The sequence below is a fragment of the Gluconacetobacter entanii genome (assembly GCF_013155425.1).
Taxonomy (GTDB): Bacteria; Pseudomonadota; Alphaproteobacteria; order Acetobacterales; family Acetobacteraceae; genus Novacetimonas; species Novacetimonas entanii.
Genome location: NZ_JABJWD010000066.1, coordinates 22,694 through 37,649 on the forward strand (window position 1 = coordinate 22,694; position 14,956 = coordinate 37,649).

Annotated in this window: 12 protein-coding genes; 5 read left to right on the forward strand and 7 right to left on the reverse strand. The window is 58.0% G+C overall.

Translation table 11 applies throughout. The features are described from left to right. Positions 1 to 49 precede the first annotated feature (49 nt). Both HNH97_RS12000 and HNH97_RS12010 read right to left on the reverse strand, forming a co-directional pair. Positions 50 to 2,167 (reverse strand): glycosyltransferase family 9 protein, encoded by a 2,118-nt coding sequence (locus HNH97_RS12000; protein WP_171791028.1) that lies wholly within the window; start codon positions 2,165 to 2,167, stop codon positions 50 to 52. 748 nt (positions 2,168 to 2,915) lie between these two features. Beyond that, complete coding sequence (locus tag HNH97_RS12010) at positions 2,916 to 3,368, reverse strand: transposase (protein ID WP_171791030.1); 453 nt, start codon at positions 3,366 to 3,368, stop codon at positions 2,916 to 2,918. A 143-nt stretch (positions 3,369 to 3,511) separates the two neighbouring features. Here HNH97_RS12010 and HNH97_RS12015 point away from each other — a divergent pair, with 143 nt between their 5' ends. Genes HNH97_RS12015 through HNH97_RS12025 form a run of 3 tightly spaced genes read left to right on the forward strand, consistent with a single transcriptional unit; the run spans position 3,512 to position 6,700 of the window. Next, positions 3,512 to 4,036: a D-glycero-alpha-D-manno-heptose-1,7-bisphosphate 7-phosphatase gene (locus HNH97_RS12015; protein ID WP_171791031.1), complete on the forward strand. Its 525-nt coding sequence runs from the start codon at positions 3,512 to 3,514 to the stop codon at positions 4,034 to 4,036. 7 nt (positions 4,037 to 4,043) lie between these two features. Then, entirely contained in the window at positions 4,044 to 5,510 is a 1,467-nt protein-coding gene (gene rfaE1 / locus HNH97_RS12020) for a D-glycero-beta-D-manno-heptose-7-phosphate kinase (RefSeq protein WP_110914515.1), read from the forward strand. Between the two features lie 53 nt (positions 5,511 to 5,563). Next, positions 5,564 to 6,700 (forward strand): AGE family epimerase/isomerase, encoded by a 1,137-nt coding sequence (locus HNH97_RS12025; RefSeq protein WP_171791032.1) that lies wholly within the window; start codon positions 5,564 to 5,566, stop codon positions 6,698 to 6,700. Positions 6,701 to 6,796: 96 nt separating this feature from the next. On the opposite strand, the gene rfbD is transcribed toward HNH97_RS12025, so the two are convergent. Further along, complete coding sequence (gene rfbD, locus HNH97_RS12030) at positions 6,797 to 7,711, reverse strand: dTDP-4-dehydrorhamnose reductase (protein ID WP_171791033.1); 915 nt, start codon at positions 7,709 to 7,711, stop codon at positions 6,797 to 6,799. A gap of 2 nt (positions 7,712 to 7,713) precedes the next feature. Beyond that, positions 7,714 to 8,277, reverse strand: coding sequence for a dTDP-4-dehydrorhamnose 3,5-epimerase (gene rfbC, locus HNH97_RS12035; RefSeq protein ID WP_171791034.1), 564 nt, complete (start codon positions 8,275 to 8,277; stop codon positions 7,714 to 7,716). Between the two features lie 173 nt (positions 8,278 to 8,450). Here rfbC and rfbB point away from each other — a divergent pair, with 173 nt between their 5' ends. Further along, the gene (gene rfbB / locus HNH97_RS12040; RefSeq protein ID WP_171791035.1) at positions 8,451 to 9,521 is read left to right on the forward strand and encodes a dTDP-glucose 4,6-dehydratase; all 1,071 of its coding nucleotides are present in this window, start codon (positions 8,451 to 8,453) and stop codon (positions 9,519 to 9,521) included. After that, on the forward strand, positions 9,518 to 10,417 hold the full coding sequence (gene rfbA / locus HNH97_RS12045) for a glucose-1-phosphate thymidylyltransferase RfbA (RefSeq protein ID WP_171791036.1): 900 nt from the start codon (positions 9,518 to 9,520) through the stop codon (positions 10,415 to 10,417). The genes rfbB and rfbA overlap by 4 nt, the downstream gene beginning before the upstream one ends. Before the next feature lie 115 nt (positions 10,418 to 10,532). Here rfbA and petA read toward each other — a convergent pair whose 3' ends face one another. The 3 genes from petA to HNH97_RS12060 form a co-directional block, all read right to left on the reverse strand. After that, positions 10,533 to 11,177, reverse strand: coding sequence for a ubiquinol-cytochrome c reductase iron-sulfur subunit (petA, locus tag HNH97_RS12050; RefSeq protein ID WP_171791037.1), 645 nt, complete (start codon positions 11,175 to 11,177; stop codon positions 10,533 to 10,535). Positions 11,178 to 11,376: 199 nt separating this feature from the next. After that, a complete protein-coding gene (locus tag HNH97_RS12055) occupies positions 11,377 to 12,594 on the reverse strand; it encodes a cytochrome b (RefSeq protein ID WP_171791038.1) in 1,218 nt (405 codons plus the stop codon). Positions 12,595 to 12,851: 257 nt separating this feature from the next. After that, the gene (locus HNH97_RS12060; protein ID WP_171791039.1) at positions 12,852 to 14,612 is read right to left on the reverse strand and encodes a porin family protein; all 1,761 of its coding nucleotides are present in this window, start codon (positions 14,610 to 14,612) and stop codon (positions 12,852 to 12,854) included. Positions 14,613 to 14,956 lie beyond the last annotated feature (344 nt).

The window sequence follows — 14,956 nt, forward strand, 5'->3', positions numbered from 1 at the left end:
GTGACAGGCGTCTCAGGTAGCACGAAGTTTTTTGTCCCTCCTCCGCCATCTAGGACGGATTTGAGAAAAGTTCCTGAACTGCACCGTAAACTTCATCAATATTAATCAATTTAATGCATGCTACATCTTTAGCACACTCGTCATAATTATGATGCAGTGAGCATCCTGCACACGGAACGCGGCGACTAATCGCTATCCCCCCTCGTTCCTGTCCCCATTCTTCCCATCCTATGCGTGACGAATGAAGGCTTACGACCTGCGCCCCACGCAGTGATGCCAGATGCTTGGGGCCAGAATCATTCCCCACGAATACGGACGCAAATGAAAGGAAAGTATCGAAATGATCAAATGGCATCTGACCCGTTATATATACGATCATGCCATTATTTAACAGGTCCTCAGGCAGACGTGCTTTCTGTTCTGCATTTTCCGCCATATACACAACGCGCACGTTCATTTCCCGCACGATACGTTCAGCAAGTTCAACGTAATGTGGCCAGTGGGTAAATTTGATACGTGCGCCGCTATGTATAACGATATAGGGTTCTGTTGCCGGAACGCCATACGGCACAAGCGTATCGCGTGTAATGTCATCACGCTTTTCAACACGGGCGCCACTGTCCATGGCGAGGGAAATGGCCTCACCTATGATTGCGGTCCGTGCTGAATGCTTGATAAAATCACAGCCAGTACTGGGATCATAACTGGAAAAGTTCAGGTCCATCGATTTACGCGGACCGCCAAAGCCTACTGTCAAAGGTGCTTGCAGAAGTGGCAGCAGTTTATATGAATTGGCCGAAACCGGCAGATCAACCGCCAGGTCAAATTTGTACTGGGCAAGTTTTTTCTTTAACCTGACCTGTTCTTCCAAAGGCATGACACGCTGATGGGACACCGGATCATCGGGAAATTCGACGATCACGATGTCATCAAAGATTCCCAATGTACGTGCCAGTGCCTCATTCGCGCGGCCTAACAGCCCGACAATTTTTGCATCCGGAAATGTAGTACGAATTTTGCGAAGGGACGGAATTGACGCAACCAGGTCCCCAAGCTGATCCGGCCGCAATACGGCAATGGTTTTGATATCGAATGGAATGGAACGTGTTGTACAGCAGTGAAGAACGCTCGGACGTGCGTTTATCTGATCCACTATCGACAGGGAGGAGCCTTTATCAATCGGGGCTATAATCGCGTCAGAGTTCTGATAATAATATTCAGGGAACGGCGGTGCTACGATAAGCCTCTGACGATACCAGGTCTTGTTTTCAACTTCTTCTTCAAGGTCGGATGACTGCGCACGGAAGGTAAAGTCATGCCACCCTGACTTCACATCCGTGAAATCCACCCAGGCATTATAGCAGTATTTCCGAATTTTATGATTCGACTTTTCCCGAGGCTGGGCCGCTATGGTCAATGGCTCACTATGGAACAGCTTTCCATCCATGAAGATATCTATTCGTTCCAGCAGAACGGAAGATACAAAATACCCACGCAGCGCCGCAATGCCCCGAACGGTCAGGCCCTGTCCCCATTCAGTGTGCTGTGGCGTTCCATGTCGCGTGGGAACGATCACTTCCTGATGGTTAATGCACAGGTCTTCGTACGATCGTGGAATAAGCGTGCCATCCAGCAAAGGACTTGTAAAATCTTCAAGTTCGATATCACTGGAAAGACGACCGTCTTTCGACGCTTCCAGAAACGCTTTTTTTGAACGTTCGATGAGAAGTTCGCTCGACTTTTCAAGATTCTCCGCTTCTTCTGCGGGGATCTTCCAGCCCGGTTTCAGGGTAACTGCCGACCTGTAGAAATGAAGCGCATCCTCATAACGTCCGATAGTTTTATAAAAATGCCCGAGCTGACAGGATATTTCCGGGTCCGCGGGGTTCATCTTGTATGCCGATAGATAATGCCGGGAGGCAGAGGGAAAATCTCTTGCTTCCTTATACATATGCCCTACCTGAATTCGGATGCCCTGATCTTCACGAATTTCCAGAGCATGCAGGTAAAGCTTGGCTGCTTCAGAAAAGCGCCCCATATCGCGGGCGGCATCGGCGGCGGCAAGCCTGCGATCCCACTCCTGATTATTGGAATTTGATTTTTTATTGAAAATTTTTCTGAAAACCCGGCGCGGGGGGGGAATTCGGATCAGATTTTTCAGGGGCATTTTAAGGAGACTCATCCATGAGATAAACGTCTGCTCCGATAGCCAGAATCCACGGGAGCAGGCTTCGTTACGATTGGCATATTTACCTTAAATCCTAACACAGCGATATCGCCTCCTGCAATAGAATACAAATCCTGGCAATATGTTACATTGCGGACAATTCAGGCAAGAAAACCATGAATCCATTTTATCATTCCAGAAATAAAGCATAATTTCCTGATCTGCATAAATATAGACATGAAATATTTTACCAGAACGTGAAAATACTTTCATTCAAGAACATGGTTTTGGACGAAATTCGAACGGTCATCAGGATTTTCAACAACCATGCGCCACTCATGTCCACTGCCATCACTCTCCCGTTCCGCAATTTCTCCCATATATGGTGCTGAACCCCATCAGAAACGGCCTGCGCCATTTTATTCCTCCAAAAGGCTGGCTGAAAAAGAAACCAAAAAATAACATTATGAATTAAAAAGGTTTTTTGAATATTTCTGGTTCTGTTGGGGATTATCATGAATTGATAACTGCGGCGACAGGATGGATCATGGCTGCGAATGATCTGCCTGTCTTGTCCCTCCGCATGGAAATGCGCTTGAACTGATTGATTTTGCAGAAGAAGTTTCCGATAAGATGCCGCGCTTTGAACAGGGCTTTATCGAACGGGCGCCTGTCAAGGCGGTTCCTGCGCTGGGGAATGACCTCCCAGACGCCTTGCGCACGTAGGGCATCTGCGATCCGGTGGACGTCAAACGCCCTGTCGGCAGGAAGCCCCCAAATCCGGCGGTTCAGGAAGGGGCGCAACCCCGACCGTGTCGTAATGCTGGCTGGGGATAAGCGTAAAGCGGACCAGATTGCCCAGGACGTCAGTCATGGTGATGATCCTGGTGGACCATCCTGTTACACTACGTCCGATCACCTGTTTTTCGGTCCCCCTTTTGCGCCCTTGCCGTGGCGGTGAACCCGGACCACCGTGCCGTCGCACCATCGCATATTCCATGCCTGCATCGTCAGGGACGGCTTTGAGAATCTTCTGGACAACCCCGGCCTTCGTCCAGTCTCTGCAACGCGTGCAAACCGAGTTCCAGTGTCCGAAATACATCGGCAGATCCCGCCATGGACTGCCATTACGGGCAACCCACAACAGGCCCCGGAAGGTTATTCTCAAACAGCCTTTGAACCAATGCGGCACGGGTTCCATTATCTCTCTGCCTGCTGGATGGCATGAGTCATGCCGCCAGCCGGCAGGTCCGCATAATAGCCTGTCCTCCACGTTTCTTGTTTCCATGTGGATTTTGCATATGCTAGATTTTCTATGTCTATCCAGTGGAGTCTTTGAGGGTAATGAAGCCAGCCGTTTTTCTGGACCGTGACGGCGTCATCAATGTCGATGTGGGCTATCCCCACCGTATCAAAGACTTTGAGTTCATCGCGCATGCTCCCCAGGCCATTGCCCGCATCAACGCCAGTGGCCGGCTGGCCGTTGTCGTCACCAATCAGTCCGGCATCGCCCGGGGCCTGTACGAAGAAGCGGATGCCGAGGCCTTCAACGCGCACATTCAGGAACAGCTCCGTCCATGGGGGGCGCATATCGATGCGTTTTACCTGTGTCCCTATCATCCTGATGCTACGGTCGCGCGCTACCGGGCGGACCATCCGGACCGCAAGCCACGGCCCGGCATGATCGAACGTGCGATCAGGGATCTCGGCATCGACCGCGCCGCTTCCTTCCTGATCGGCGACCGGACGACGGACATACAGGCGGCACAGGCTGCTGGTATGCCCGGATATCTCTTTACGGGCACCGATCTCGACGCTTTTATACGCCCGCTACTGCTCTCCTCCCGTGCTGAATCCCTGAATATGTGATCCTGGAATGATTGAGAATTTTAAATTTGGTCGCCTCTGCATCATTGGGGACCTTCTGGTTGACCAGTATGTCTTTGGATCGGTCAACCGGATCTCGCCAGAGGCTCCCGTGCCGGTTCTGCTTCATTCCCATCGCATAACCGTGCCGGGGGGGGCCGCCAATGTGGCCGCCAATGCCGCCGCCTTGGGATGCAAGGTGAACCTGATCGGTGTGGTGGGCGCGGACCGGGCTGCCGATACCCTGCGTGAGGTCATGGCCCCCTGGCCGGATGTCGAACTCAGCTTCGTCAAGGACCCGGCATGGACCACCATCACCAAGACCCGCATTCTCAGCGGGCAGCAGCAGATCGTCCGCATCGACGAAGAGCAGGTGGGCACCCTGTCCCCCACAACGCCGGAACAGCTGATCGCGGCGACGCTTGAGGCGCTTGGCAATGCCGACGTGCTGGTCTGTTCGGATTACGCCAAGGGCGTGCTGTCGGATGAAGTTCTGGCGGTCGTGATCAGGGCAGCGCGCGAAAAGGGCATCCCCGTCATTGTCGATCCGAAGCGTACCACTTTCGAAGCCTATCGCGGGGCGACTCTTGTAACCCCCAACCGTTCGGAAATGACGCGGGCCACGGGCCTGCCGCTGAAAACGGAAAAGCAGATAGAGGCGGCGGCGCAGGCCGCATCGCAGCAGTTCGGCGGCGACGTGCTGCTGACCCGCTCCGAAGATGGCATGACCCTGTGGCAGCAGGAGGGGGACTGCCTGCATGTCACGGCCCGCCGCTCCGAAGTCAGCGATGTATCGGGGGCGGGCGATACGGTGCTGGCAACGGTGGCAAGCGTCCTTTCGGCAGGTCAGAAGCTGGAGACGGCGGTGGTGATCGCGGCGGCGGCGGCGGCGGTTTCCGTCAGCAAGCTTGGCACCGCGACAGTCTCACGCGCGGAACTGAGCGCGGAACTGCAGAGCGAGATGAATGATGCTGGCGCGCTGGTCCCGCTTGAACAGGCAAAGGACATTGTCGCCAACTGGCATCGGCATGGCGCGCAGGTCGTCTTCACCAATGGCTGTTTCGACCTGATCCATCCCGGCCATATCCAGTTGATCCGCGCCGCCGCCAACGAAGGGGACAAACTGATCGTCGCGCTGAATACGGACCGCTCCGTCAAGCGCCTGAAAGGGGACAGCCGCCCGATCCAGGACGAAATCGCCCGCGCGACCGTCATGGGCGCACTGCGCGATGTCGATCTCGTGGTGCTGTTTGACGAGGAAACACCGCTTGAGACCATCATGACGCTGCGTCCGGATGTGGTGGTCAAGGGTGCCGACTATACCGAAGATCAGGTGGTGGGCGGCGATTTTGTAAAGCAGTATGGCGGCCGCGTCGCGCTGGTTGACATCGTGCAGGGACGTTCGACATCATCGCTGGTCAAGAAAGCGCGGACACCTGCCGACTCCAGTTGCGAAAACACCCCCGTTTCGCAATAACGGCAGCCGTGGACTCCATAAACAAGAATAAGAAATAAAAAAGAGGTATTGCATTGCCGCACGATACATGGCGTCTCTGGCTGTCACAGAGCGCGCTTCCCCTGTGGGCTGGTATAGGGTTTGATTCCGGGCGTCGTCTGTTTCATGAACGCCTGACGTTTGAACACCAGCCCATAGAGCTGCCGGAACTGCGCCTGATGGTGCAGGCACGGCAGGTTTCGACCTACTGCCGTGCGGAACTGGATGGTTTCTGCAAGACGGCGGCCCAATCCCTTGAATGCCTGCACGAAGTCGAACGCCGTTACCGGCGCAGCGACGGTGCCCCGGGCTGGATTTTCTCCCTTGGGCCAGACGGACGTCCTGCCGACAGGCGACGCGATCTGTATGCCCATGCCTTCATCCTGTTCGCCTATGGCTGGGCATACCGGGTGTCGCACGATCCCGCATACCTGACCGTTGCGCGTGAAACCACGCTTGAAATCGACCAGATTTTCCTGACGCAACAGGGGGGATACCGCGATACCGTTCCGCCGGCGGACAGCATCCATCGCCAGAACCCGCATATGCATCTGCTGGAAGCCTATCTTGTCCTGTTCGATGTCTCGGGCGACAGTTTCTACCTTGATTACGCACGGCGTCTTGTTGCGCTGGCGCTGAAGCACTTCATCCTTCCCGGCACCGGGATGCTGCTTGAATTCTTTGACAGTGCGTGGGAGCCGCTTCAGGCGGCAGGACATAACCGCGTCGAACCAGGGCACCTGTTCGAATGGTCGTGGCTTTTCTCCGAATTCGCCCGCCTTGCCCCCGCAGATCCCGATATCACCGCCATCGTGCATGCCAGCAAGAAACTGGCGGAGACGGCGCTGGCCCATGGGGTGGATGCCGATACGCTTGCCGTCTGTGACGCCATTACCGAAAATGGCGTCCGGCTGGAGGAATCGACACGCATCTGGCCGCAGACCGAATTCCTGCGCATTCTCGCCCGTCGTGCCCGCGGCGGGGATACGAAAGCGGCAGGTTTCATTGAACGTCAGAGCAGGCTTTTCTTTGAAAATTACGCACCTGCGCGACTGCGTGGGGGGTGGATTGACCGCCTTGACGTGCATGGCGTGGCCCTTACCGACCATATGCCGGCAAGTTCGCTGTACCATATCTATGGCGGGGCGATTGAATACCTTACGACCGCATGAAAAAAGTGTCGCCTTTTTCCGGAAAGGCGATGCCTTGCAAAGCTTTCTGAAAAAATCTTCGCCAAAAACTTCCTTACGTTTTAAGGAGATTACGCATTACCCGGCGGCCTCGGTCTCACATGCCTGACGCACGACGGTACGCACACTCTCGCGCCAGTCCGGCAGCCTGACACCGAAAACCTCATACAACCGTTGCGTATCCAGTCGTGTATCGGCCGGGCGATAGGCAGGCGTCGGCCAGTCTGCTGTTGCGATGGGCACAATCCCCGGACGCGGCCGTCCCAGCACGTGGGCTTCGTCCATGACCACGCTGGCCAGATCATACCACGATGCCCCCCCATAGCCCGCGGCGTGAAAGATACCACCATACCCCGCATGCCATCCCCCGGCCCGCAGTCGCGCCACGATATCCATGATGCCGGATGCCAGGTCATCCGCACTGGTGGGATTGCCGAACTGGTCCCCCACCACACGTAATTCCGGCCGCGTTTCCCCCGCTTTCAGCATCGTACGCACGAAATTACGGCCATGCGCGGAATAGACCCACGCAGTGCGCAATATGATCGAACGGTCATGCGCGGCCAGGACTGCAGCCTCCCCCTCCGCCTTGGACAGGCCATAGACGCAGCGGGGATCCACGGTATCGGTTTCGCGGTAGGGCGTTCCCTTCTGACCGTTGAAGACATAATCCGTGGAAACATGGATGAAGGGAATTTCCCGCCGGGCACAGCCACGCGCCAGCAACGCCGGCCCATCACGGTTGGCGCGCATCGCGCCTGCCACATCCTGCTCGGCCGCATCCACTGCCGTCCATGCGGCCGTGTTGATGACAATGGCCGGCATGTGCGCCTCCATGACCATATCCACCGTCTCGGGCCGGTCAAAATCGAACTCTGGCCGTCCGACGACGCGAATATCGTCCCCGCCGACCCTGCCAAGCGAATGTGCCAGTTGCCCGTGGCCTCCCGTTACAAGGACGGTGCCGGGGAAATATTGCCTGCCATCGTTCATGGTCATTCACCGAAGGTAAAAATACCGGAAACGGACAACAGATCCCCCGCGGCAGCATCCTTGTCCGACACGATGGCGTCGCCTGGCGCGACCGGCCAGTCGATCGCGAGTGCGGGATCATTCCACAGCACCGCGCATTCGCTTTCGCGGTTCCACACATCGGTGCACTTGTACTGCACCACCACGTCATCGGACAGGGTGCAAAACCCGTGCAGGAAACCCGGTGGAATCCACAGTTGCGATCCATTTTCTCCCGTCAGGGTCGCGGCGACCCATTTCCCGAATGTCGGCGACCCGATGCGGATGTCCACCGCCACGTCCCAGATCGCCCCCTGCGTGCAGCGCACCAGTTTTCCCTGTGCATGCGGCGGCGCCTGACAGTGCAGGCCGCGTACGACGCCCTTCTGCCGCGACAGACTCTGGTTATCCTGCACGAACGGCAGCGTCAGGCCATGCGTCGCCATACGTGGCGCATTGAAGGTTTCGGTGAAATATCCGCGACTATCCTCGAAACGGGCAGGCGTGATCAGGAGGATATCGGGAATGGTCAGTTTTTCGACATGCATCCGGCGAAATTCCTTGGGTCATACACGCAATTTCCGCCTGCAACGGGAAAAGGTAACCCTATGTTATCAATTCTGGGATAATGAAGCAGATCATATCCCGCTTTGAATTACTCAATTCACACAATCACTATTCTACACTTCTTAACAATATATAAATACATGCGGTCATATACATGCGTATTCTCCTGACAGGTGGCTGCGGCTTCATCGGATCGGCAGTGGTGCGACACGTCATCCGGCATACCGGGCATGAAATCGTCAATGTCGATTGCCTGACCTATGCCGCAAGCCCACAGGCCCTCGAACATGCACCCGCCAGCCCGCGTTACCGTTTCGAACGGCACGATATCGCCGACGCCCCGGCCATGGCGCGCCTGTTCGCGCAGTACCGCCCCGATGCGGTCATGCACCTTGCCGCAGAAAGCCATGTGGACCGCTCCATCGACATGCCATCCACCTTCATCAGGACCAATATCGTCGGCACATCGGTGCTGCTTGATGCAGCGCGGCACTACTGGCAGGGGCTGGACAGGGCGGCGCAGGCCCGCTTCCGCTTCCATCATATTTCCACTGATGAAGTATTCGGCGCGCTGGCCCCGCACGATCCGCCCTTCACCGAAACCACGCCCTATGACCCGCGCAGTCCCTATTCCGCCAGCAAGGCTTCCTCCGACCATCTGGTCCGGGCATGGTATCATACCTATGGCCTGCCGACATTCGTCACGAACACGACAAACAATTACGGAATCTGGCATTTTCCGGAAAAACTGATCCCGCTGACGATCATAAACGCCATCATGGGCGATCCCCTGCCGGTCTATGGCGCGGGGCAGAACATCCGCGACTGGCTGTTCGTGGAAGACCATGCCGAAGCACTGGTGCGTGCACTCCAGCATGGGCAGCCGGGCGAGACCTACGCCATCGGCGCGCGCCAGCCCCGCACCAACATGCAGGTCGTGACCAGCCTGTGCGCCATCCTTGATGAACTGCGCCCCGATCCGGCAGGTCGGCATGAACGCCTGATCCGGCATGTCCATGACCGGCCCGGCCATGACTTCCGTTATGAAATTGATCCCACCCATGCCGAAAACGCCTTGGGATGGCGTCCGCGCCACGATTTCGAACAGGGACTGCGCCGGACCGTGCAATGGTACCTGGATCACGCATCATGGTGGCAGGCCATCCGCAAGGAACGTTACGCGGGACAACGCCTTGGGCAGGCGGCGACACTGGAGATGTCATGACCAACGCACAGTCATCCCACCCGCCACGCAAGGGCATCGTGCTGGCGGGCGGATCAGGAACACGCCTGCATCCCATGACGCTGGCATCGAGCAAGCAGATGCTGCCGGTTTATGACAAACCGATGATCTATTACCCGCTTTCGACGCTGATGCTGGCAGGTATCCGCGACATCATGGTCATTTCCACCCCGCAGGATCTGCCACAGTTCCGCCGCCTGCTGGGCGATGGGTCGCAGTACGGGGTTTCCTTTTCCTATCGCGAACAGCCAACCCCCGATGGCATCGCGCAGGCATTCATCATCGCCGAGGACTGGATCGATGGCGCATCCTGTGCGCTGATCCTTGGCGACAACCTGATCTTTGCCGACCATCTGGCACAGATATTGCAGAAATCCGCCAGACTGGAACACGGGGCTACGGTTTTCGCCTATCAGGTACGTGATCCTGAACGTTATGGCGTCGTTTCCTTTGCGCCTGACGGCACGGCGATGGATATTGTCGAAAAGCCCCGCTCCCCCCTATCCAACTGGGCCGTAACGGGGTTGTATTTCTATGACGCACGGGTCTGCGAATTCGCGTCCCGCCTGGCTCCATCGCCTCGTGGCGAACTGGAGATCACGGACCTGAACATGATCTACCTGCAGGAACGTTCGCTACGGGTGGAACCTCTGGGACGGGGCTGTGCATGGCTGGACGCGGGCATGCCCGACAGCCTGATCCAGGCTGGCACATTCGTGCAGACCATCCAGTCACGTCAGGGCATGCTCATCGGATCTCCGGCGGAGGTTGCATTCCGCATGGGCTATATCGACGCGGAACAGTTGCGCCACTGGGCCGGACGGATGATCAAGACCGAACTGGGCCGCACTCTGTACGCCATCGCCGGAGGGCAGTAAGGCCGCCCCGACAACAGCCCGAACGGTTAGAAGTTTTTGGTGAAGCCTTTTTGAAACAAGGCGACACCCGAAACTTTTTACTGTTTTCACAGACGGGGCGTTTTCAGACAGTCCCTTAAATCTGCAGGATGGTCCCAAAATCGAAATCCTGCCCATCCGGGTTCGCCCCAATCCGGATGGTGGTGGGTGTCGCCATGGAATAGGGAGGCACCGGCAGGTTGTAAGGGGCGGGCGCCCCCTTGAACACACGCCCTGCCAGATCGAACATCGACCCATGACACGGGCAGGCGTACCCACCGGGCCAGTCATCGCCACCTGTCCCCTCCGGCAGGGGACGATAGGCCGGGATGCAGCCCAGATGTGTGCAGATCCCGACCACAACCCCATATTCCGGCACGATGGAACGATGCCAGTTGGTAGCGTAAGGCGGCTGCTGCCGGTCGGACGAACGTTCATCACGCAGGCGACGCGTCAGGTCCGCCTGCTGCATCCGCGCCAGCGCCTGTGGCGTACGGTGGGTGACGAAAACGGGCCGCCCCTGCCATGTCACAACAATCTGCTGCCCTGGGGGCAGGCGCGAAATATCGACGTTCACCGGCATATGCGCCGCCGCGCTGTCTCGGGGCGCCAGACTCTGCAGGAATGGCCACAGACATGCCCCTGCCCCGGTCACGGCAGTCGCGGCCGTCACCATACCCAGAAAATCACGCCGTCCACCGCCTGACGCAGGCGTTGCGCTATTGTCGGTATCGTCTGTCATCTGGATTTCATATCCGCAGATGGCCATAACGGAAAGGGAATATCACATTCCTCAGGGCGCAAACCATATCCCTCACCCGGAAGGCAAGGGCACTGCCCTTGACCGGCCAAAGGTCACGGACCTCTGGAAACCATGACCTGAACGAACCGGGGTACAGAGGCCTGTGGCTCCTGCCGGATCCGGGCAGAGTCCGGATGCCTCAGGAAAGCGAAGACGGCAGCGACCGCGTCTTCTCGAAACGCGGCGCGAACGGCAGCAGCACAAGGAAATAGCCAAAATAATACAGCGTGGCGCACCGTCCCGCGATCATCCACGCCCCCGCCGCATGATGCCGTCCGACAAGCCCCAGCAACACGAACGCTACCACCAGCCCGAACAGGCCGATACGGCACAGCGGGCGAAACCGGGCGGAGCGCACGGGCGACGGGTCCAGCCACGGCACCGCGAACAGGACCAGCACCGCCCCGGCGGAGGCGACAAGTCCCCCGAACTTTGACGGCACCGATTGCAGGATGCCGTAGAACGGCAGGAAATACCATTCAGGTTCGATATCGGTCGGCGTATGCAGCGGATTGGCCGGACGATAGTTCGCCGGTTCCGAAAGCAGGTCCGGCCACAGGAAGGCCAGCGCGGCAAACACGATGCCAAACAACACCAGACCCACCATGTCCTTGCTGCTGTAATAGGGATGGAAGGGCACCGTGTCCGAAGGCTTTGCCGGTTCCACGCCCTGCGGATTGTTGGAGCCCGAGATATGTAGTGCTGCGACATGCAGCCCCACGATCCCCACGATCGCGAACGCCATCACGAAATGCAGCACGAAGAAGCGATGGACGAACACATCGCCCAGCGCGTCGCTGCCCTCCATCACATGTTCCAGCCCGGGGCCAATGCCGGGAATGGCACCGACCGCCTTGCCCACCACGTCAGCACCCCAGTACGACATCTGCCCCCAGGGCAGGACATACCCGGCAAAGGCCGTCACCATCGTCATGACCAGCAGCACAAGGCCCGTCAGCCACAGGATCTCACGCGGGGCCTTGTATGACCCGTAATACAGGCCCCGGTACAGGTGCACATACAGCGCCCCCATGAACAGGCTGGCCCCCGTCATGTGCAGCGCCCGCAGCAGCCAGCCGGCAGGCACCTGACGCTCGATCACCTCGATCGACGCAAAGGCGCTGGCCGCGGCAGGGGTATAGTTCATGGCAAGGAAGATGCCCGTCGCCAGCATCAGGATGAGGACAACACACAGGATCGCGCCGAAATTCCACAATCCGTTCAGGTTACGCGGCATGCGGTAATCCACATACTCGGCCCGGAACCACCGGACGACATGCAGGCGACGGTCGATCCACGCAATGATGCCGGTTTCGGACTGCTGGTCCGTCCCCTGCACGATCTCTGGACCGTTCATCCCCTTCTCCCTTCCCATCACGCATCCTGACGTGGGTATGCCGCAGCGATCAGGTCTTCTACCTGCTTTCAGGCACGTTTAACAGAAGGGACGCCCCGCCATGTCCGGCGGGGCTTTGGGAATGCTCAAAACCAGTGCATTGATAACAAATAAAAGTTTTTGGTGAAGCTTTTTCCAAAAAGCTTCGAAAGACGCCGCCTTTTTCGATCAAAAGGCGGCACCCAAAAACTTTTATGATTTCAGCGTATTACCCGGCATCAGAACAGCAGGATGGCACCACCCGAGGCCGTGTTGTCGGTTGCGCGCGCCGGGCCATGCGCCTTCGATTCCGTATGGGCATATTCACCCACGATGTTGAGCCAGTCGGTCAGGCTGTAGAACAGGGCACCGACTTCGGACTCGTTGCGCGCGACAAGGCTGGGATCATTCTCGCCCCGCGCTTCGTAAAGGTTACTGACACCATAGCTTCCGACCAGCTTGATCTTCTTGGTGACGTTATACATCCCCTGCAGATAGTAGCCTTCGGACGCACGCTTGTGCCCGTTCGACGCCACACCGTCGAAGAACAGGCCCGTCGTGCCAAGGCCGCTGCCGCGATAGTAGTAAGCCACGCCCTGGAACGGGCCATAGGTCAGCTTGGTGCCGATTTCGCCCGCTTCCGCCGTCACACCGCGCTTTTCCCCTTCGGAAACCGGCACGGTGGATGTGGTGGTCTGGACCATGTTGTAGATCCCGCCATCCATGCCGCCGGTCGTGACCTCACGCAGCGCAGTGGTCACGGTCGTCGTCTGGGTGCGGGTCAGGTCCTGCTGGTGCTGCGTCAGGAAACTGGCCCAGATGCGACCCGTCAGGCCCCCGATCTTGAAGTCATAGGTAACCTTGCCCTGCACCATGGGCGAACTGTGCTGCGTCGATCCGGCGGACAGGTTGTCGCCCGCGAAATTGTACTCATCCAATGGCTCCAGAATACCGATATTCCCCTGGAAACCGGCGATCTTGGGCGACAGGTACGAAATCTGCGGGATCCAGTCGGCATACACGTAACCGACACCGATACGGCCAAGCGACGTATTGCCCGGCTGGGTATTGCTGCCGGTGGAACCGACACTCAGCAGGGTCGCGTCATTGAGGATCGCGTCACCGCCAAAGATACCGAGGTCACGACCGATCTTGATCGTGCCGAACGATTTCGTGCCCGCCGTCACGAACACCTGACGAAAATCGATGCCCGCGGTGCCAAGGCCGACCGAACTGCCGCCGGAGTTGGCGTTCATCGCGCCGGGCTTGTTATTGTCGATGCCCGGATACATGCCCATGACAGCGGACATGTCGATGCCCGCCTGCGTTGTGGACAGTTTCAGGATCAGGCCCGCAGGCAGCAGGCCGTTACGCAGCGAGGAGGAGTCAAACCCGTTCGGCCCGGTGGACACCCCGCCATTGACGGTACCCCCACGGCCCGGACTGTTGAACGTATAGAACCCGTTGACGAAGCCCGACAGGTTGATCTTGACCGGCCCGGCGTCAAAGGTCAGGCCCTTGCCGGGGACGTATTTCTCCATCCGCACGAACCCCTCGCCATAGGACGGGCCGCCGGGCTGCATCGACAGCATGGCGGTGCGCGCGGCCTCCGCACTCTGCGCGGCGGAGGCCGCTGCAGCACGGGCCTGCGTCACCATGTCGGCGGTCTCGTCCGCGCCACCGATGCCGACATCACCGGGCAGTACGGTATGGATGGGATTGTCCGGCGTTCCGGGGGCCGCCGGGCGCGCGGGCGACACATGGCGGGTCGTCGCGGCCATGCGACTGCCCCGCGCGGCGGAAGCATCGGCGCGCGCGTGGCTCAGATGCTTGGCCAGCAGTCCCTTATACTCGCTGGAGGTCAGGCTACCCTTGGCACGCAGGATATCGAGCAGATCGCTGTAATCATCGGCCCGCGCCACACGCGGTTCCATCAGATGCCCGGCACTGGCGGTCAGAACGACAACGGCCCCTATTCTGGCCAACCTTCTCGCCGACATCTGATCGTTCCTTCCGTGCACTTTGCCTGAATATTACCGGGTGACCGCTTCAGGGCATTTCTGTTGGATATGATCCGATGGGTCAATGGTGCCCCCGGCGCGCCCCATGGCCATGCCGCATCCTTCCGGTGGAAAATTCTGTCCCGCCTGAATCGTAAAAGTTCCCACCACCACACCAGATGTTGATGCCACGAATCAGGTACATCAACTGTCTGTGCGCGCACTGTCACCCAACCGGACGCGATATATGCGCGGCATAAAGAAGTTCCATGTAAAAACTATTGTTTTCACGTTTTGTCATGTACCGTGAAATCAGTACGTTAGGACAAAACCCGAAAAACGCC